The sequence below is a fragment of the bacterium genome, assembly GCA_039961635.1.
GTDB lineage: Bacteria > 4484-113 > 4484-113 > JAGGVC01 > JAGGVC01 > JABRWB01.
In genome coordinates this window covers 1-20,773 of the sequence record JABRWB010000013.1, presented here as the reverse complement: position 1 = coordinate 20,773, position 20,773 = coordinate 1, and the positions used below count along the sequence as shown (strand labels likewise).

Genomic DNA, 20,773 nt, shown 5'->3' with positions numbered 1-20,773 from the left:
CCTTGCGCAACCTATATCAACCCGCGCGAATGCGCTTCCTTGTTGCGTTTTGCACAAGGCTTTCCATACAATTTTGACGACGGGGGAAGCCGTTTCGGGCTTTGTCCGGCGCCGTTGAGGCGGCGGGACTCCGGCTTCCGCGGCGGTTGCGCTGCGGGACGGAATTGCCCCGCACGCGAAGATTGAGACCCTTGCCGGCCGATCCGGCGAGGCAAAAGCGAGGTAAGCGCATGTCCAAGCGTGTTCTGATAATTGACGACGAGCCGGAGATCCGGCGCAACCTGACGTTCGGCCTCACACAGGAGGGCTTCGCCTGCACGGCCTGCCCGGACGGAATTTCGGCCATACACGAGCTTTCGAACGCGCGCGACGAGGGAATCGGCTACGACTACCTGGTCACCGACATTTTCATGCCGGACATTGACGGGCTGAAGATTCTCAAGGTGATCAAGAACGAGTATCCCGATCTGCCCGTTCTTGTGATCACCGGATTCGGCGACGAGGTGCTCAAAAGCAAGGCGCTGGCCGAAATCAACACGGGTTATCTGGACAAGCCGTTCGAGATTTCGGAGCTTGTCGCCGCGCTGAACGAGCTCACTCCGGGCGCGACGACGCTTGAAGCTCCCGCCGCCGCGGCGGGGATCGAGCCGGAGCCGGCGCGGGAGAGCATCAGCGCGTATATGACGATACGCATCACAGACCCGGAACGCAGCATGGACATCTTCAACGAGTTGTTCGTGCTGGAAGGGATCGCGGCGGTGGACGCGGTGCGCGGCGACGTGGATTTGATTCTGCTCGCGCAGGCGAATTCGGAAGAAAAGGTGCGCAGGCTGTTCGACCAGGTGCGCGCGATAAAGGGCGTCGAAATCGCGTCGATGTCCCGCGTCGAGCGGCCCAAGCTTGACCGCGACGTGCACGAGTTCGTGGAAATCTACCAGAAGGCGGTCAAGGAAGCCAAGCAGCAGCGCATCAAGGAAAAGAAGGGGACGACGTCCTACATCATCGTGGACATAGACAAGAACGCTATCCAGCAGATTTTCACGACGGTGTTCTTCGTGGACGAGGTCGTCTTCTGCGACGTGATTGACGGCGGGACGAAGCTTGTCGGGATGATTACCGACAGCGGCGCCGCCGGGAAGACGCCGAAGATAATCGAAAAGCTCAAGCAGATAGACGGCGTCCTGCGGGTGAAGGAAGCGAAGATCATCAAGTTGCTGGATGTGTGATAGGGAGTAGGGAGATCAGAGTTAACAGTTGGACAGTTGACAGTTAAAACCCAAAAGACTTATGCGCGGAGCAACTGTCAACTGTCAACTGTCAAACTGTCAACTTCATTGTTTACGGAATTAAAATGGCTGAAATCAAAGAAGAGTTTAGCTACCGCCTCTGGCGCTACGACGGCGCGCCGGGCGAGCTGATACCGCTTCTGCAGTCCGCGCAGGAGCACTTCGGATACATCCCGCGGCGGGCGATCAAGTACATCTCCGAGGTGACGAACATCCCGGAGAGCACGATCTACGGCGTCATCACGTTCTACAGCCAGTTCCGGCTGCAGCCGATGGGAAAGCACGTCATCCGCTGCTGCGTGGGCACCGCGTGCCACGTGTCGGGCGCCAAAACGCTTGTGGAGGTGATAGGCGACGAGCTGGGCGTGGAGGTTGGCGGCACGACGGAGGACGGACTGTTTACGTTTTTCTCGGTCGCGTGCATAGGGTGCTGCTCGCTCGCGCCGGTGATGGTTGTGGACGAAGAAACGCACGGCAGGCTGACGCCCGCAGCCGTGCGCAAGATACTGCGAGGCATCAAGCGCAGGGAAAAGAAGGCGGCTGCGGAAACGTCGAAGTTGTCAGTTGGACAGTTGACAGTTGACAGTTAATACCAAGGGCAGAAGATGCGCGAAGCAACTGTCAACTCCGAGCTGTCAACTGCTAACTCGAATTTGATGGAGATTAACAGTGTATAAAGTCCTTGTCGGAATGGGCACCTGCGGATTGTCCGCGGGCGCCCGCGATACATACGAAAAGCTTAGTTCGCTTGCGGGCGAAATGGCGGGGCACGCGGAGGTCGGAATCACCGGCTGTATCGGCATGTGCTATCGCGAGCCGCTTGTCGAGGTGCGCGAGAACGGAACGCGGATTTTCTACGGCGAGGTCACGCCGGATCGCGCCGCCGAAATCTTCGAGCGCCACGTAAAGGGCGGCGAGGTTCTTTCGGACTATGTGGTTTATCGCACGGAAAATGGCGTACCGGAGGACGCGCCGGAAAAGGAATTCCTGGCGCTCCAGAACAGGATCGTCCTGCGAAATTGCGGGACGATCGATCCCGAATCGTTGGAGGAATACGAATCCGCGGGCGGCTACCGGGCGCTTCGAAAGGCGCTGTTCGAAATGCAGCCCGCGGAGATAATCGAGGAAGTTAAAGCATCCGGGCTGCGCGGCCGCGGCGGCGCGGGATTCCCGACCGGACTCAAGTGGTCGTTCGCCGCCAAGCAGCCGGGGGAGGACAAGTACGTCGTTTGCAACGCGGACGAGGGCGACCCAGGCGCGTTCATGGACCGCTCGGTGCTTGAAGGCGACCCGCACAGCGTCATCGAGGGGATGATCATCTGCGGCAAGGCGATAGGCGCGCACCACGGGTACATTTACTGCCGCGCCGAGTATCCGCTGGCGCTGAAGCGGCTGTACAAGGCGCTGGACGACGCGCGCGCGGCCGGATATCTGGGCAAAAACATTCTCGCGAGCGGTTTCGATTTCGACGTGAAGATAAAGCAGGGCGCGGGCGCGTTCGTGTGCGGCGAGGAAACCGCGCTGTTCGCGTCGATTGAAGGCCAGCGCGGGATGCCGCGCATCCGCCCGCCGTTCCCTGCGGAGCAGGGGCTGTGGAAAAAGCCCACGAACAACAACAACGTCGAAACCTATGCCAACGTGCCTTGGATATTAATGAACGGCGCGCAGGCGTACGCCGCGTTCGGCACAGAGAAGAGCCGCGGTACGAAGGTGTTCGCGCTCGCGGGCAAGGTCGCGCATGGCGGGCTGGCGGAAGTCCCGATGGGGATGAGCATCCGCGATCTCGTTTTCAAGATCGGCGGCGGGATAAAGGACGGCCGGGAATTCAAGGCAGTCCAGATGGGCGGCCCATCGGGCGGCTGCATCCCTGCATCGCTTGCGGACACGCCGGTGGATTTCGAGAACATTCCGGCGACGGGCGCGATTATGGGATCGGGCGGAATGGTCGTGATGGACGACAGCACCTGCATGGTGGAGATCGCCCGGTTCTTCCTCGAATTCACCCAGAACGAATCGTGCGGCAAGTGTACGTTCTGCCGCGTCGGGACGCTGCGGATGCTCGAAATCCTGGAGCGCATCGTCGCGGGCGAAGGCAGGCCGGAAGACATTGACAACCTGCAGCTTCTCGCCGGCCAGATAAAGGAGGCGTCGCTGTGCGGCCTCGGCCAGACCGCGCCCAACCCGGTGCTCACTACGATCAAGTATTACTTGGACGAGTACAAGGCGCACATATACGACAAGAAATGCCCCGCAAAAAGCTGCGCGCTGCTCGTCAGCTACATCATAGACGCGGAGAAGTGCACGGGATGCACCATCTGCGCGAAGAACTGCCCGGTGCCTTGCATCGCGGGCGAAAACAAACAAGTCCACGTCATAGACCAGGAGGCGTGCGTGCATTGCGGGAAGTGTTTCTCGGTGTGCACGTTCGACGCGATATACAAGGAATGAGAATGGAATCCGCAACGGAAAAAATAAGGCTTGAAATCAACGGAGTCGAGGTGGAGGCCGAGCCCGGCCAGACCATCCTCGAAGTCGTAGAGGATTACAAGCTTGACGAGATACCGACGCTGTGCCACGCGAAGGAGCTGGAGCCGTACGCATCGTGTTTCCTCTGCACGGTGGAAATCGAAGGCAGGCCGAATCTGCAGCCGTCATGCTCGACGCGCGTCGCGCCGGGGATGAAGGTGACCACCCGGAGCGAAAGGATAAACGCGTCGCGCAGGACTTGCCTGGAGCTTCTAGTTTCGAACCATTACGCGGACTGCCTGTCGCCGTGCATGCTCGGCTGCCCGGCGGGGGTCAACGCGCAGGGATACCTTGCGCTCGCCGCGATGGGAGAGTTCCGCAAGGCCGTGGATCTCGTGCGCGAGACCAATCCGCTTCCCGCGATTTGCGGACGCGTGTGCGTGCGAAAGTGCGAGGTGGCCTGCCGCCGCGTGGATATAGACGAGCCGGTGGGAATCAACTTCATCAAACGTTTCGTGACCGATCAGCCGGGCGCGTACGACGGCGAGCCGGAGCGCGAGGAGCCCAAGGGAAAAACGGTCGGGATAGTGGGCAGCGGCCCGGCGGGGCTGACGGCCGCATGGTTCCTCGGCCGCAAGGGATACGACAGCGTGATTTACGAAGCGCTGCCCAAGCCGGGCGGAATGCTGCGCTACGGCATCCCGGAGTACAGGTTGCCCAAGGAAGTGCTCGACCGCGAAATCGAGTTCATTTGCCGCGTCGGCGCAAAAATCGAATGCGGCGTTCGCGTGGGAAAGGACGTGACGCTGGAAGAACTGCGCAAGCGCCACGACGCGGTGTTCATCGCGGCGGGCGCGATGGGCGCAAAAGAAATGGGAATCCCCGGGGAGAACGAGACCATAGGCGTTGTCGGCGGAGTGGATTTTCTTCTCGAAAACACGGAAAAGCCGGCGGAACTGTCCGGAACCGTGGTCGTCGTAGGGGGGGGTAACACCGCGATGGACGCCGCGCGTGTTTCCTGGCGGCTCGGCGCCGACAAGGTGATCATCCTATACCGGCGCACGAAGGCCGAAATGCCCGCGGACAAACTGGAAATCGAAGACTGCCTGAAGGAAGGCATCGAAATAATGGAGCTTGCCGCGCCGGTCGAAATAGTGTCCGAAGGCGGAAGGCTGAAGGCGCTTAAATGCATCCGGATGAAGCTGGGCGAGCCCGATTCCTCCGGCCGCAGGCGGCCCGTGCCGCAGGAAGGCAGCGAGTTCGAGCTTCCATGCGACCTGGCGATTTCCGCGATCGGACAGGAGCCGGTGATCGGCGAAATCGCACGCGGCAACGGCGACGGGATAAAGCTGACAAAATGGGGAACGATCGTATCCAATCCGAGAACGATGGAAACGAACGTTCCGGGCGTTTACGCGGGCGGAGACGTCGCGGACGACGGCCCGACCGTCGTGATTGACGCCATCCGCGACGGCCAGCGGGCGGCCAAAGCGATTCACGCGTACTTGTCGGGCGAAAAGCCTCCGGTTGAGCCGTTTGTCGTGACGAAGGCGTTCTGGGAAAAGCCGGGAAAAACCGAGCTCGGCGAAATACCCGAAAGCCGCCGACGCCACATGCACGAAATAGAAGTGGCCGACCGGGAGCGCAGCTTCGAGGAAGTCGCGACCGGCTACGAATGGGAGGACACGGCGCACGAGTGCGCGCGCTGCCTTGCCTGCGGATGCGTCGTGTTCGATTCTTGCAAGCTGCGGCTTTACTCCCAGGAGTACGGCGTGGACATGGAGCGCTTCCGCGGCCAGGTGCGAAAGCACAAGGTGGACAGCCGCCATCCGTACATAGATTACGACCCTAACAAATGCATATTGTGCGCGCGGTGCATCCGCACGTGCGAAAAGATTCTTCCCATATCCGCGCTCGGACTGGTGGGGCGGGGATTCCGCACCGAGATGCGTCCCGCGATGAACGACCCGCTGGTGCTCACCAACTGCGTATCCTGTGGAAACTGCATAGACACATGCCCCGTCGGCGCGCTGACCACGAAATTCCCGTTCCCTGGCAGGGCGAGCCTCGCGACCGAAGACGTCGCGTCGCACTGCGGATTCTGCTCGCTCGCCTGTCCTGTAACGGTGCGCAAATTCGGGGGGGGAGCGTATTTCATCGAGCCGTCCGGCCGCCCGGGGGATTACCTGTGCCAGTACGGCCGGTTCGGCAACGAGCTGTTCATCAAACAGGCTCGGATTACGTCGCCCAAAATTCGCAGGGACGGCGGAAGTATCGAAGCCGGTCTGCCCGCGGCGATATCCGCCGCGGTCGAAGGGCTGAAGGGCGTCGCCGAAAAATACGGCCCGCAATCGGTCGCCGTTTTCGTTTCGCCGGAGCAGACGAACGAAGTGATGTATCTGGCCGCGCGAATCGCGCGCGAAGGATTGGGCACGAACAACGTAAGTTCGTTCGCCGCGCTCGCCGGGGGGGTGGATTCCGGCGCGCTTGACCGCTCGCTTGGATTCACGGCGTCCACATCGGACGGGAGTGCGGTGGAGAAGGCCGACGTGATTGTCTGCAACAACACGAATCTGGAAGGCGACCACCTGATACTGTCGGAAAAGGTAATCGCGGCGGTCAGGCGAGGCGCGAAACTGGTCGTCGCGAACTCAAGCCGCGATCCGCTCGAAGTGATGGCCGAGGTCGCGCTGGATCCGATGCGCGGCCGCGCCGCGCTGCTTTGGAACGGCGTGATCCAGGTATTGCTGGACGACGGATTTTTCGACAGGAAAACGGTCAAAGCCGTTCCCGGCGGCGACGAATTTTTGGCAGATCTGCACGATTACAGCCCCGAATCTATTTCGCTTGCAACCGGAGTGGACGCGGGGAAAATCAAGCGCGCGGCTTTCGCGCTCAAATCCGCGCGCAACGTCGCGATAATTCACAGTCCCGACCGCGCGGAAGACCAGGCGCCGGGCGACATGTCCGCACTGGCGAACCTTGCGATACTTTTGCGCGGCGCGGGAGTCGCGGCGGATCTGATACTGCCGCACTTGTCCGCAAACGGCGCGGCGGTTGAATTAACCGGCGCGGATCCGGCATTCCACCCGGGCAAAAAGCGCGCGAACGGGCTGGCCGGCGCGCGTACTCGCGCGGAGCTTCTGCAACTGCTCGAATCCGGCTCAATCCGCGGCGCGCTCATCGTTGGCGAGGATCCGATGCGCGAAGACAAAACCGCGTCATGGCTTCGCAACATAGAGTTCACCGTCGCGCTGGACTGGGCAGCCACCGAGACGACGGAATTTGCCAGCGTCGCGCTGCCGGGGTCGACTTATCTTGAATGCGCGGGGACGCGCATTTCTTACGAGGGCAGGCTTGTCCATTTCGACGACGCCGTCAAAGCGCCCGCGGGGATGCAGAACTGGGAAATCCTGGCGCTGCTTGCAAACGGGCTGGGGATGTGTTTGAATTACGGCGCTGTGTCGGACGCAACAGGCGAGCTGCGTGCGGCCGTGTTCGCAAATTCCGCACCGTATTCGCATTTCTACTGGAATACGAACGGCAAGCGGGAATGGGACGGCGCGGGGCGACTCGTGGTTGCCGACGTTCAGGTTAAGCCCGCGCCGATCGCGCCCGCGCTCACCGCGGCGGCGCGTTACAAGCGCGAAATCCATAACGTCGGCCTGGAGCGTTTCAGGATAAGGAGTTGAAAAAGTTATTTAGTTCGTTAGTTCTTTAGTTATTTAGTTTTATAGTTTGGAGTCCGGCCTTGAGTCCGGATGCCGGAGCCGTCTTTCAACCAAAAAACTAAACAACTAAAAAACTAAGCAACTAAGCAACTGATTTTATGGAAGTACATCTCGGAGATTTATTCGAGCTCCTGGAGCAAACCTTCGACTTTCTTCTGATTGTCGACGGTGACGGGCGCATAATTCATGCGAGTCCGCTTGTTCTTCGCGAATGCGGAATCGGACGCTCCGCCGCGGCCGCGCTCGACCTCGACGCGCTGCGCTCTGGCTCGAACTCGGAAACCTGGGACACCAGGGTGGAGGCGATTCGGGAAGCCATGGGCCGCGCGAGGGCTGGTAAAAGCGGGCGATTGGTTTTTTCCTCGCATGACGATCCGGGCGCGTCCTTCACGATAAGCTGCGGAGCGTCCGCAACCGAGCGGGGGGATTTATACATTTTTTACGGAACGAAAATTGCGGGGCTTTCCGCGTATGCGGAGTGGGAAAAGGAAGAGCGAATCAAGGAATTGAGCTGCATTTATTCTATCGCCGAGTGGATTGAGGATTCCGCGACGGTTACGGAGTTTTTCAGCGAGCTTCCAAAATATATCGCGCCCGGGATGCACTATCCGGAACGAGTGATGGTTTACTCCGTATACCAGGGGGCTGAATACGGCGAAAAACCCATTAGCTCCGAATTTCTTAGAATTGATCTTGTAGTTCGCAATCAAAAAAGAGGGGAAATTCGCGTAGGTTACGACAGCGACTTTTACGACTACTTGCCCGAAGAGCAAAAGATGCTGGACGAGATCGGCCGGATGCTCACGGTCGCGCTGGAGCGAAAGGAGTATCGCGATACTCTGACGCGCAAGGTGGGCGAAGAAGCGGAGTTCAGAAGGCGGCTGCGCGAACTGGAGGAGGAGATAGCCGCGCGCACGGAGGAGCTCGAAGCGCAGCGCGAAAGGCTGGCCGCGGTGGACGCGTATTTGGCGAACGTAACTCGCGGGTTCGAAGAATCCACCAAGCGGCTGGAAACGATATTGCGCGCCATCCCCGACAAGGCGGCCATAATCGACCGCCGGCGCAATGTGGTACTGACGAACAGGGAAAACGTCGCGGCTGGCGAAAAATGCTACAAAACGTTTTTCAATTCGGACGTTCCGTGCCCGGATTGCCGCCTGTCGAAAATAATCGCGGACAAGCTGCCCATAGTAATGGAAATGAAGCACGGAGACGAGTATTTCGAGGTTCACGCGCTTCCGATATTCAGCGAGCAAAACGAGGTGGAGGGAATATTCGAATTTTATCGCGACATAACGCGGCAGAAGCATTACGAAACTCAATTGCAGCAAGCCGACAAGCTGGCGTCTCTCGGCCAGTTGGTCAGCGGAGTGGGCCACGAAATAAACAATCCCAACCAGTTTATCCGCGGCAATATAAAAATAATCGAGCAGGCGCTGAAGGATATTCTTCCCATCGTCGACGCGCACTATGAAAAAAATCCCGATCTCAAAATCGCCCGGCTCAAGTATCCGTTTTTTCGCGAACACATAATGACGCTGGTGTCGGACATGGCCCACGGAAGCGAGCGAATCAAGGGAATCGTCGAGGGATTGAAGGGATTCGCCCGCCGCGACGAGGGGCTTTTAATCGACATGGTTGACGTGAACACGGTGATAGACGCATCCGCACGCCTGGTCCATACCCAGGTGCACAAGTTCGCGGATATCGAGCTCGACTTGGCGCCCGAATTGCCCGTCCTGACCGGAAACGCTCAAAAGCTCGAACAGGTGATGATAAATCTGATAATGAACGCGGCGCAGGCGATGCCGGATGACAGACGGGGTGTAATCAGGGTGTCCACGCGCGCGGAGGGCGGAAACGTCGTCATAAAAGTCGCGGACAACGGCAAGGGAATGAGCGAGCGCACGCTTAAAAATATTTTCGACCCCTTCTTCACCACGCGAAGGGCGAAGGGGGGTACGGGCTTGGGATTGCCCATCGTCTTCCGGATCGTGGAGGAGCATGGAGGAACTATAAATGTGGCCAGCAAGGTGGACGAGGGAACGACGTTCACCGTCACGCTGCCGGTCGGGAAAAAAGCCGCGGACGCGGTTTCGGTTCCGGCGCAAAGCCAGGCGGAAACGGGAGCACGGGCATCCGAAGGGGGTGCGGCGTAATGCACAGGGTGTTGGTGGTGGACGATGACGTCGCCGTTACGAATTATCTGATGGTTTTCCTCGCGCAGACCGAGGAATACGAAGCCGCCGTCGAAAACGACTCGCGCCGCGTCCTTCCCATTCTCGAACGCGAACCATTCGACGCGGTGGTTCTGGATATGGACATGCCTTACATGAGCGGCCTCGATATCATGCGGCTTATATCGGAGCGCGGTCTTTCTGTTCCCGTCATCATACTCACCGGCGTTGGCGACGTGGACCTGGCGGTCAAGGCCATGAAGCAGGGCGCTTTCGATTACCTGACAAAGCCGGTGGACGAGGAAACCCTGCTGGAAGTCCTCGCCAGCGCGGTCAAGCAAAGCGGGATAAAAAGCTCGATTTCCAGCCTTCCTTCGCAGCTCAAGCGCGAGGATCTTTCCCACCAGCAGGAATTTTCGGAATTCCCCACGCTCGACCCCTCGATGATACGCATCCTGCACGAGGTGGAGCGGATGGCGCTGGGCGATTTGCCGATTTTCATCCAAGGCGAACGCGGCACGGGCAAGCACCTTCTTGCCTATTCCATTCACGCAATCAGCGGGCGCCGGGGGGGGCCGTTCATCGTGGTGGACGCCGCGGCGTACGATCCCGAGCGGTTTTCCGAGCACTTTTTCGGCCGGGCGCGGGACTGGAGCGGGCGTATGGAAGAGCGCGCCGGTTTCGTGGAGGCCGCGGTGGGCGGGACGCTTTTTCTGGACTGCGTGGACAGGTTGACGCATCCCATGCAGGTGCGGCTCAACAGGCTTATCAAGTCGGGCGCGTTTTACCGGGACGGCTCCACCGAAATAAGGCGAGCGAGCGTCCGTCTCATCGCCGCATCCGAAGTCGATCTTTCGGGCGAGGAGGGCGCGGACTTTTCGCAGGATTTGCTTTACCACCTGAATGCGAATACCGTCCGAATTCCCCCTTTGCGTGAGCGGCCTGACGACATCCCGGTGCTCGCCCGCCATTTCCTGGAGGAGGAAGCCGCCCGGCTTGGGCGTCCTTTTTCCGGCATCCAGCCCGAGCTGATGGAAATGCTCAAGGGATATTTTTATCCCGGCAACAGAAGCGAGCTTCGGTCAATAATCGCCGCGTGCGCCGCGAACGAAAAGGGAGAGGAGCTTTCGACAGCGTCGCTTACGCCGTACCTGCGCGAGATACTTGCAGGCGGCCATCCGCTGCCGCCCGGTTACAAGCCCAAAAAGCTGCGCGATGTGGAGCGCGAACAGGCTCTTTTGGCGTACGAGTTTTATCAATACGATCCCGTGAATGCTGCGGCGGCACTGGGAATTACCCTTTCGGAGCTTGAAGAGTTGCTCGGGACGAAGTAGCGCTTTTCCCGCTGCCGAATTTATAAATTATTGCAATTATTGGTAAATTGTCGGCATCCAATGGGCACAAGCAGGCAGGAAAAGATAGAGCATGGCTTTCCCGCCTGCCGGGTTGATATTCCTGCAGGTGATTGCGCGAACCATAGGATGTAAGGCGCATCGCCGGCCGGTTGCAGATTTGGCGCTTGACTAGTCCTGTCGCGGCATGATGGCAGATCCGTTTTTCATTCGCGCCCAGGTGCGTCTGGAGTTTTTTTGTTTTCACCCCGGAACTTTGGAACAAAATCCGGGAACTCGTGTCTAACCGGTCAGCGATACGCTTGAACACGTCCCCGGAGTTGGTTACCCCGGACTCATATCCGGGGACTTTTTTTATCCGGGCTTGTTTCAATCCCTGCGCGACCCCTCCGGATGGGGTCCGCGCGCAAATATTCCGGCAGCGCCAGTCCGTGCTAAGATTCTGCCGTGGGAAAAGAACAGCTTTCGGGCACGGCTTGGCCGGAAATAGCGGTAACGGCGGACATTCTTGTCTTTTCGCGGGGCGATGGTGCGCCCGAAGGCGCCGCGCTGGCCGATTTTTTCGACGTGCTGCTAATCCGGCGCCGGTTTCCGCCGTTCGAGGGGCGCTGGGCGCTTCCGGGAGGCGGCGTCGAGCTTTCCGAAGGCCTGGAGGCGGCCGCCAGGCGGGAGCTATTTGAGGAAACGGGGCTTTCGCCGGCCGATTTGGTTCAATTCCGCACTTACGGCGAGCCGGGCAGGGATCCGCGGTGCCGCGTCGTGAGTGTGGTGTACTACACGATTGTGGATAAGAAATCGGCCCAAATCAAGGCGGGCGACGATGCGGGCGAGGCGCGCTGGTTTCCGCTTTCGGCGCTGCCGGAGCTGGCGTTCGACCATGAAACCGTAATATCCGACGCCAAAAGGCATCTTTTCGGTTTGAGTGTTGCCGGATAGGCTGGGGGGACATCCGCACCTGTTTGTACTTTGGAGAACTTTTTTCCTTCCATAAGGCGAAAACCCCGCGGGGCTGTTATAATTTAATTCCGTCAGGATACCAGCGTTACTCGAAATCCATAGTCTGGAGAAGCAGGCATGTCTGATGAGAAACAGGAATTCGCGTCCGGGGAAGCATCGGGGCAGCCCGCGGAGCAGGGTGCACAGGCAAAGGACGAGTCCTTTTCCGAAAAGGCCGTGAAAGTGACCGGCCAAATCGGGGTCGCCGCGGGCAAGGTGGCGGGCAAGGTGGCTCGCGGGATAAGCAAGCTGAGCGTCAAGGTGGCGGAAAAGAGCGGCGAGCTTTACGAGCAGGGCAAACTCGAAATCAGGATACACGGCTTGGACAGGAAAATTTCCGAAGCGAAACGAGAAATCGGAGACGGGCTATACAACCTTTGGGCGAACGGCAGGGTCGAAGACCGGATAGTGCTCGACCTGCTGGGGAAAAAACTGGAAGAGCTGGCGGACATTTACGAAGAAAGGGCGCAGGCGAACGAGCTTTTGGAAAACATCCGCCGCGCGCCGCCGAAAGGCGAGGAAAAGGATGAGCATTCAGGAACTGGCAAATAGGCCGCAAATTGAAGACGAAAAGGACTTCTGGCTGAAAGAGCTTCGATGCCCGCTTTGCAGGTGCGATTTCAAATCGACGCAGCTTAGAAGCAGGGCGTACCGGGTGGTCAGGCGGGAACCCGATTTTTTCATTCATTACGAGGGAACCGTGCCATGGCTTTACGAGCTTGCGGTGTGTCCCCAGTGCGGATTTTCGGGCGAAGCGCGCGAGTGGGCGAATTTGGTCGTGCGCGATCCGGATATGCTGCGGGAAAGGCTGCAGGAGGCCGGAGCGGCGGGCTTGCGCTCGCTTTGCGGTCCGCGCACGGCGGCGGAAGGCGTTGCCACATTCCGCTACGCGCTTGTCACTTACGCATGCTGCGAAGTTAAAATCTACCAGCGCGCGAATCTGGCTCTGCGGGGCGGTTACATGGCGCGCGTCGCGCGCGAGTCGGGAGCGATCAGCGGATACGAGGTTGAAAACGAATTCAAGTCCGAGGCTCTGACGCTGTTCCTCGACAGCTACCAGAACGAGTACGTGGAGACGACGCGGTTCGGCGCGAGCGGCATCGCGTTCATAATCGGGGAGCTTTACAGGCAGCTTGCTGATTACAAGCAGGCCGTCGTCTGGTTCTCGCGCGCCGTGTCCGCGGCCGACCGCCATCCCGAAATAGAGCGGCTGGCCCGCTATCAGTGGGAGATCGCACGCGGCGAGTACCGGCGGTTGATGGAGGGAGGAGAAGGCCCAGCCGCGCCGCGTGAGCGAAGCATCGAGCGCACCGTGCTCAACATCTACCGCGATCAGGCGGATTGGATACTCTCAAGCGCCCGCGCCGCCGGACTGTCCCAAGAGGAGTTCATCAGAACGTTACTGGATGTGATAATGGAAGGGGGAATTGACTGGGCGACGTTTCCCGACAAAAAGGAAATGAAAAACCGCATCAGGGTGACGGACAGCGGGGCGAGGAAGGACGCCAAGGCTTGAATTGATACGGCAGGGCGATATTCCAAATTTCCGCGTGCTTCAAATCCAGTGGAATTTTGCACGCCTTCATTGGCTGCGCCGTAACATTCCGAAGTTGAATGGCGGCCGTTAACCTATAATTTCCACGTGTCCATTGTTTCCATCGTTCGAGGGCGGCTCGGTTACGGCGACGCGATACTGCTGGACGGGATCGAGTGCGCCGTCCATCCCGGCCAGCGCGTCGGCCTCGTCGGCCCAAACGGAAGCGGCAAAACCTCGCTTCTTCGAGCGATCGCGGGCGAGATTTCCCTCGACCTCGGCAGAATCGAAAAGAAGCGAGACCTGAAACTCGGCATCCTGCGCCAGGAGACGATGGCGGAAGCGGCGGGAGATTCGCGCACCCTGTGGCAGGAGATGGAGCTGGCGATGCGCGAGGTGGACGAGCTCGCGTTGCGCATCCGCGAGCTTTCGGAAGCGCTGGCAAGGCCCGATGTCCCGGAAGCCGAGCGCGAGGCGCTTGTTGCAAAGCTTGGCGGTGCGGAGCATCGCTTCTCGGTGATGGGCGGCTACGACCGAGACCGCACAATAGCAAGAGTGCTCAACGGCATCGGATTCGCGGACGCGGATTTCGACAAGCCGGTTGCGGTTCTTTCCGGCGGGCAGGAGCAGAAAGCCCAGCTCGCGCGGCTCTTATTGGAGCGTCCCGATTTGCTTTTGCTGGACGAGCCGAACAACCACCTCGACCTTGACGGGCGCAAATTCCTTGAGGATTTTCTCGTGTCCAGCGAATGCGCGGTGCTTGTCGTCAGCCACGACAGGTTTTTCCTGAACGCGGTCGCGCAGTATGTGTGGGAGATAGACCAGGAAAAGCTGTTCACTTACCGCGGCAACTACGACGCGTTCAGGCGGGAACGCCTTTTGCGAATCGAGCGCCAGAAGCAGGCGTACGAGTCCCAGCGCGAATATATCGAGCGCACCGAGGAATACATCCGGCGCAACATCGCGGGTCAGAACACGCGCCAGGCGCGCGGCAGGCGGAAACATCTCGCGCGGCTTTCGCGCATCGAAAGCGTGCGCGAAGCGAGAACGCTCTCGCTCGACTTGGGCGACGCGCGGCGAAGCGGCGAGGCGGTGCTGTCCGCGGAAAACATCTCGCACAGGTACGGAGACGGGCCGTGGATACTGCGCGGGATTTCATTCGACGCGCGGCGGGGCGACAAGATAGGAATAATCGGGCCGAACGGATGCGGAAAGACGACGCTGCTTTCGATTCTTTCGAAGCGCGTCAAACCAACCGAAGGACGGGCCGTTTATGGCGCAAACGTGCATCCCGCGATGCTGGTGCAGGAATCGGGCGACATGAATCCGGAAAACACCGTCGTCGAGGAGTACCTGCGCGCGGCATCCGGATTGGACATTCCGCAGGCGCGATCGGCGCTTGCGAGATTCCTTTTCTGCGGCGAGGATGTCGGGAAAAAAATCGGCAACCTGTCGGGCGGCGAGAAGCGCAGGCTGGCGCTGGCGAAATTGCTTTTCCCCAAGCCGAACCTGCTGCTGTTGGACGAGCCGACGAACCACTTCGACATACCGAGCTACGAAATGCTCGAAGCGGCGTTATCCGATTTTCCCGGGACGGTGATTATGGTGAGCCACGACCGCGCGCTTCTGGACGCCGTGTGCACGCGGATGATCGCGTTCACCGCGGAAGGCGTGTTCCCGTGCGAGGGCGGATACTCCGATTGGCTCGAATCGTCGCGCGGCGGCGTGGCGAAGGTGGAGGAAATCGCGGCGCAATCCGCGGAGACAAAGCGCGGAAGTTACATGGCCGAAAAGGATGAAATCGAGCCGCTGCCCGCCTTCGAAAAAAGGCCGGCGCGGCGGTCGAAGGAGCTTGACGCTCGCAAGCGCGCGGAGCAGATGGAAAAGCGCGTCGCGGCGATTGAATCGGAGATTTCAGAACTCGAATTGGAGCATGCGGAGCTGGCGGCAAGCGTGGAAAGGCCGGAAATCGCCAAAAGCGCCGACAAGCTTGCCGCGGTGTCCAAAAGAATGGACGAAATCGAAAAGGAACTCGGCCTGCTTTACGATGAACTCGATGGTGCGGAAGAGACTCTCCGCGAAATCCTTGCCGGAGTCCGGCCGGGCGAGCGGCGGGGGTAAAATGGACGGGCGGGCGGTTGCCCGCGGGCGCAGGCATTGACCGAATCTGACAGCGCGGACGTATTTGGAGCGGAACGCTTCGCAGCGGACAGGGCGCGGATGTTGCGCGACCATCTGCAGCTTCGCGGCGTGGACGACGAGTCCGTTCTGGCGGCCATGGCAAAAGTGCCCCGCGAGCTGTTTGTTCCCAAGCGAATCGAACATTCTGCGTACGCGGACAAGGCGCTGCCGATTGGACTTTCGCAGACCATTTCCCAGCCTTACATCGTCGGGTTGATGACGCAGCTGCTTGAGTTGAAAAGCACCGACCGCGTTCTTGAAATAGGCACGGGCTCCGGATATCAGACCGCCATTTTGGCCGAGATCGCCGGCGAGGTCTTTACGATCGAACGCATCCAGAAGCTTTCCCTGCGCGCCCGCCAGACCCTCGCGCGGTTGGGCTACCGCAATATCCGCTTCCGCGTCGGCGACGGTAGCTCGGGGTGGCCCGCGATGGCGCCTTTCGACGCCATAATCGTCACCGCGGCGGCGCCCGATGTGCCCGCGCCACTTTCCTCGCAGCTAGCGCAGGGCGGCAGGCTTGTGATACCCACGGGGGAGCGGCACGACCAGAAATTGCTGCGCCTGCGCAGGATTGAGGGAGGGGGGCTGAAGACCGAATACGTCGCCCCGGTCGCGTTCGTGCCGCTTATAGGCAGGTACGGGTTCGAAAGTCCGCTCGCGACGGAATTCGAATGCGGCGACGAGTAGCGCCGCGGTTAATATTGGTATCCCAAGCCGCTTGTGTAGGTTCCGGGATTGAACAGGTAATCCGCGGGCGTGTCAAAGAATATTTCGTCGTCCGCGAAACGCGCCGATGTGGTCTTGTCCGGGAATGCGTTTATGAACACCTGCATGTAATATTCCTTGCGGAAGGAATCGTAGCCGAACAGCATGGTAGTGCAGCAGTTCGTCTTGCGCAGCGCGAGCCGCCTGATCAGGTGCTCGTCGCGGCCGCGCGTCTGCTCCGTCAGAACCTGCAGATCCCAGTTGCGGATGAATTTTCGGTTGTACGAAAGGCGTATCGTATTCCAAGCCATCTCGTTCTTTTTGTGCCGGCCCGTGCCGTTTTTGGACAGTGAAAAACGCACGTCCGCAAACGTGTTCCAGTTCCCGCTGTCGCTGTAATAGCTGGTCTTGAGCTGGTTCGCGGTCATGAACGAGCGGGACTCGATGTCCCATCCGGTTTCGAGGGTCATCCCGAAATTGTCGTTCGGATCCCACTGTTGGAGGATGGACAGGTTCTGCCACACGCTGCGCTTGTAGTCGAATCCGGTGCGGACGTCCGTCCGCCAGGTCTTGTGGTTGGTCAGCGAAAACGAACCGGTGAAGTTGTTGGAAGAGATGCTGCTCCCCCCCCGTATGACCGGGCTTGCCCGTCCTTCCGGCTGGGTCTGCGTCCAGCCGAGCCGCAGGTTGAACCAGCGGCGGGGTTTGTATTCGTACTGTACGCTGGGGCTGTAGATGTACAGCGCGTTGCCGTCGTCGTACACGTTCTGCTCGAACCTCAATTGGGTGGAAAGCGTATTCCACCGGTCCAGCTGGTAGCGTTTGGAATAATCCGTGCGAAGGCTTCCGTAAAAAATCTGGTCAAGCTGGTTTCGCGCTCCGGCCTGCTTGTTCACGAAATTGAGGTTGATGTTCCCGATTTCCGAAATCGCGGACTCCCAGATTTTCCTGTCCAAGGTTATTCCGATGTTGGGCGTTTCGTGATTGACGTTCCGGCGCAGGTCGCCCAGGTATCCCGAGTCGTCGAAGTCGATATCCTCCCTCCATCCCAAGGTCACGGTGTACCTGGGGCGCCGCCAGTTGATGTCGGATGAAAACGTGCCTTCCTGGTCGGCCGCCCCCCCCCCGGTCTGCTTGTTCGACGAGTATGTCTGGGTGAGCGACCAGGTCGCGTCCTTGCCGATGTTGAACTGCGAGCGGAAGTTGCCGGTCGCGTTGAGCGTGTCTCGAACTGTTGTGGTCGTCCCAGTCCCTGATGTCGAGCTGCCCGTCCAGTTGCGCGAAAGCGTCAAATTGGTGGTCCATCCGGGCGCGGTGCGCGAGAGCGAGAACTGTGAATTGAAGGTGTTGGTGCGTGAACGGTACAGCGTGTACTGGTTGCGCCGCTCGAATCCGAAGCTGCCTGTCGTTTTCTTGCCTATATGGAAAGATTGCTCCAGTTTGTAGCGGTAATCCTCCGGGGTTTTTCCGGAATCTTGCGCGCCTGATTGAGCCGGCGCGCGGTACTGCTCGAATGCCGACGGCCCCGCGGGATCGACGCCGCCGGGAAACAGCGACGACGTCGTGCGCGGCGTCACCTTTTCGTTGCTGAACAGGTATTCCCACCAGTATGTTCCGGAGCCGACGTCGCTGATGTGATAATCCTGCTTTTGGCCGATTCGTATCCCTTTTTTTTCCATCAAATCCAGGATGGCGACGCCGACGAGCGGGTACTGAAGCTCGTCCTTGTATGTCACGTCGTACGTCCACGCGTACTTTGCGAACCAACCTTCCTGGGCGTTGTATCCGTAATTCTGCTCGATCGGGCCGCGGCGCTGCTCGTACCGGTCGCGCCTAAGCGGAATCACGATGAGCGGCCAGTAGAACATCTTGTTTTCCTTGATGTACCCGTAATTCTCCTCCATCATGATCAGCTTGTTCGGCTTGATTATCACCTTGCGCGAAGTTACGTGGTATTCGTCCTTCCCGCAGAACGGCTCGCAGGTGGTGATTCGACCCTTGGTTATGACGTAGCGTTCGAAAGTTCCCTCCAGGTTTTTGCCCTCGAAGTAAACGCGGCCGTTGATGTCGGGGCTGGACGTGTTTCCGCTGGGATTCGTGATTCGGAAATACTTGCTTTCGTAATTCAAAAACAGCTCGTCGCCGAAGATGATGTCGTCTTCCTGCCAGACCGCGACGTGGCCTTTCGCGTATATCTGCTTTGAGTTGTCGTCCACCTCCACAAGGTCGGCGGTCACCGTGGTTTCCTCCACCTCGATCACCACGTCGCCGGTCAGCGTGAGAAGCTTCCTCCCCTTGTCGTAGCTGACGCTTTCCGCGCTTTTGAAGTGGATGAAGTCCTCCTTTATCGGAAACGACGGCTCGGGGCGCTTGTCTTCCCCGCCTTCCGCGGCTTCCCCATCCTTTCCCGTCGGCAGCGGCGGAGCCGGACCGCCGTCAGAAGGCAGATCCTTCGGCGCCAGCGGCTTTTCCGTCCCGGAGTCTTTTGACTGCCCGGTGGCTCCGTCATTAGGCTTTTCGCCTTCCTTGGGCGGATTTGTTTCCCGCGGCTCCTCCGCCAGTTCCTGCTCCTTTACTTTCGGCTCTTTCGGGGCGGGCTTGCCGACCACGATTGCGTCGCCGGATGCGAATGCGGGAAGTGCGCCCGTCCCGAATGCGAGCGCGTGCGCGGCCATGACGACCCCGGCGCCCATAAGGAGCCGGACCAGGAACCTCCGCTCTTTCCCCATGAAAGAACCCGCATTATATCAGTGAAACAGGACTTGCGGGCGGTTATTAAGACGGGGAATTCGGCTTGTTATTCATATTTTCCGCGGCTCCGCTACCGGGCGCGAAACTGCCGCGCCATAAGCATCGCAAAAGGAAATCCGGAGTCCGCGGGCCGCGCAAATTTGCGCGTTAGCTTCTAGTAGCCGGAATCCACCGCTTTCTGGACCTGGAGAAGCAGCTCGACGTTGCTCTTGGTCTTGATCAGCTTGTTGATCAGCCGGTTCATCCGCTCGGCCTCGTCCATCTCGGCGATCATCTTGCGGAGCTGCCACAGGCAGTCCATTTCGTCGGGCGCGTAAAGCAGCTCCTCGTGGCGCGTACCGCTCTTCATCAGGTCGAGCGCCGGGAAGATGCGCTTGTCGGCGAGCTCGCGGACGAGATGGATTTCGCTGTTGGCCGTGCCCTTGAATTCCTCGTAGATGATGTCGTCAAGGCGCGAGCCGGTTTCGATCAAAGCGCTGGAGATGATCGTAAGGCTGCCGCCGTTTTCGATGTTTCGAGCGGCACCAAGGAAGCGTTTGGGTTTGTACAGCGAGTTCGGGTCGAGCCCGCCCGACAGCGTTTTTCCGGAAGGCGGGCAGGTGAGGTTGTACGCGCGCGCCAGCCTGGTGAGGCTGTCCAAAAGTATCATCACGTCTTTGCCCTGCTCGACGAGGCGTTTCGCGTACTCGATGCACAGCTCCGCGGTCTGGATGTGGCTTTCGGGTTTCTCGTCGAACGTGCTGGAAATTACCAGCCCCTTCACGCTGCGCTGGAAGTCGGTGACTTCTTCCGGGCGCTCGTCTATGAGCAGCGCGATCAAAACTATGTCCGGGTGGTTTTTGGCGATCGCCGCCGCGATTTTCTTCAGCATCACGGTTTTGCCGGCCTTGGGCTTCGCGACGATGATGCAGCGCTGGCCGCGGCCTATCGGCGAAAAAAGATCTATCAGCCTGGTGCTTATCTCGTGCGGATCGATTTCCAAAAACAACCGCTTGTCGGGATAAATCGGCACAAGATGTTCGAACGCTGTTATCCGCCGGTTTTCTTCCGGGTATTTCCCGTTTATCGTTTCGATTTTTACCAGGCTCTTGTAGCGCTCCTGGTCGCGCGGCGGGCGCACCGTTCCTTCGACGATATCGCCCGTGCGCAATCCGAATTTCTTTATCTGGCTGATGCTTACATAGATGTCCTCGCTGCCGAAACCGAATTCCTTCTGACGGGCGAAACCGTAAGTGCCGTCCGGATGGATGTCAAGCACTCCGCGCATCGCGTCGCCGTTTTGCGGCATCACGTGCGGAGGCACGGGCGCCCCGCGCCTGACGGGCGCCTGGCTCCTGCCACGCGAGTCCATCCGCTCCTTCAGCTCGAATCGGTCGTCCGAAACGTCCATCCCGTCACGCACCGCTCCAGCCTCGTCGTCGTCGCCCATGTCCTTCGGCGGAACGAAAGGCGCCGGCTCCGTGAATCCCCACTCGCGCGTGATTCCTTCCGGCTGTACTTCGTCCGCCTCTTGGTCGTAACTGTCTTCGTAACCGCGCTGAGGCGCCGGACGCGCGCGCCCGGTTTCGGACGGGTCGAATGTGCGCGTCCG

Annotated in this window: 13 protein-coding genes; 11 read left to right on the top strand and 2 right to left on the bottom strand. The window is 59.6% G+C overall.

The genetic code is table 11. The annotated features are described in order from the left end of the window. Window positions 1–230 precede the first annotated feature (230 nt). The 11 genes from HRF49_02325 (at window position 231) to HRF49_02275 (ending at window position 16,413) form a co-directional block, all read left to right on the top strand. Window positions 231–1,226 (top strand): response regulator, encoded by a 996-nt coding sequence (locus HRF49_02325; protein MEP0813485.1) that lies wholly within the window; start codon window positions 231–233, stop codon window positions 1,224–1,226. 125 nt (window positions 1,227–1,351) lie between these two features. Continuing rightward, the gene (gene nuoE, locus HRF49_02320) at window positions 1,352–1,876 is read left to right on the top strand and encodes an NADH-quinone oxidoreductase subunit NuoE (GenBank protein ID MEP0813484.1); all 525 of its coding nucleotides are present in this window, start codon (window positions 1,352–1,354) and stop codon (window positions 1,874–1,876) included. 100 nt (window positions 1,877–1,976) lie between these two features. Then, a complete protein-coding gene (nuoF, locus tag HRF49_02315; GenBank protein ID MEP0813483.1) occupies window positions 1,977–3,734 on the top strand; it encodes an NADH-quinone oxidoreductase subunit NuoF in 1,758 nt (585 codons plus the stop codon). Then, on the top strand, window positions 3,731–7,444 hold the full coding sequence (locus HRF49_02310; protein MEP0813482.1) for an FAD-dependent oxidoreductase: 3,714 nt from the start codon (window positions 3,731–3,733) through the stop codon (window positions 7,442–7,444). Before nuoF ends, HRF49_02310 begins: the two co-directional genes overlap by 4 nt. Window positions 7,445–7,581: 137 nt before the next feature. Beyond that, window positions 7,582–9,642: a GHKL domain-containing protein gene (locus HRF49_02305; GenBank protein MEP0813481.1), complete on the top strand. Its 2,061-nt coding sequence runs from the start codon at window positions 7,582–7,584 to the stop codon at window positions 9,640–9,642. Then, window positions 9,642–10,994 (top strand): sigma-54-dependent Fis family transcriptional regulator, encoded by a 1,353-nt coding sequence (locus HRF49_02300; GenBank protein MEP0813480.1) that lies wholly within the window; start codon window positions 9,642–9,644, stop codon window positions 10,992–10,994. The genes HRF49_02305 and HRF49_02300 overlap by 1 nt, the downstream gene beginning before the upstream one ends. Before the next feature lie 465 nt (window positions 10,995–11,459). Next, window positions 11,460–11,948, top strand: coding sequence for an NUDIX hydrolase (locus HRF49_02295; protein MEP0813479.1), 489 nt, complete (start codon window positions 11,460–11,462; stop codon window positions 11,946–11,948). A gap of 138 nt (window positions 11,949–12,086) precedes the next feature. After that, the gene (locus HRF49_02290) at window positions 12,087–12,560 is read left to right on the top strand and encodes a hypothetical protein (protein MEP0813478.1); all 474 of its coding nucleotides are present in this window, start codon (window positions 12,087–12,089) and stop codon (window positions 12,558–12,560) included. Further along, the gene (locus HRF49_02285; GenBank protein MEP0813477.1) at window positions 12,535–13,524 is read left to right on the top strand and encodes a DUF2225 domain-containing protein; all 990 of its coding nucleotides are present in this window, start codon (window positions 12,535–12,537) and stop codon (window positions 13,522–13,524) included. Before HRF49_02290 ends, HRF49_02285 begins: the two co-directional genes overlap by 26 nt. A gap of 126 nt (window positions 13,525–13,650) precedes the next feature. After that, entirely contained in the window at window positions 13,651–15,663 is a 2,013-nt protein-coding gene (locus HRF49_02280) for an ABC-F family ATP-binding cassette domain-containing protein (GenBank protein ID MEP0813476.1), read from the top strand. 99 nt (window positions 15,664–15,762) lie between these two features. Beyond that, window positions 15,763–16,413, top strand: a complete 651-nt coding sequence (locus tag HRF49_02275; protein MEP0813475.1) for a protein-L-isoaspartate(D-aspartate) O-methyltransferase — start codon at window positions 15,763–15,765, stop codon at window positions 16,411–16,413. Between the two features lie 8 nt (window positions 16,414–16,421). Here HRF49_02275 and HRF49_02270 read toward each other — a convergent pair whose 3' ends face one another. Both HRF49_02270 and rho read right to left on the bottom strand, forming a co-directional pair. Further along, window positions 16,422–19,160, bottom strand: coding sequence for a hypothetical protein (locus tag HRF49_02270; GenBank protein ID MEP0813474.1), 2,739 nt, complete (start codon window positions 19,158–19,160; stop codon window positions 16,422–16,424). 176 nt (window positions 19,161–19,336) lie between these two features. Continuing rightward, on the bottom strand, window positions 19,337–20,773 hold a 1,437-nt coding region (rho, locus tag HRF49_02265; protein ID MEP0813473.1), incomplete at its 5' end, for a transcription termination factor Rho.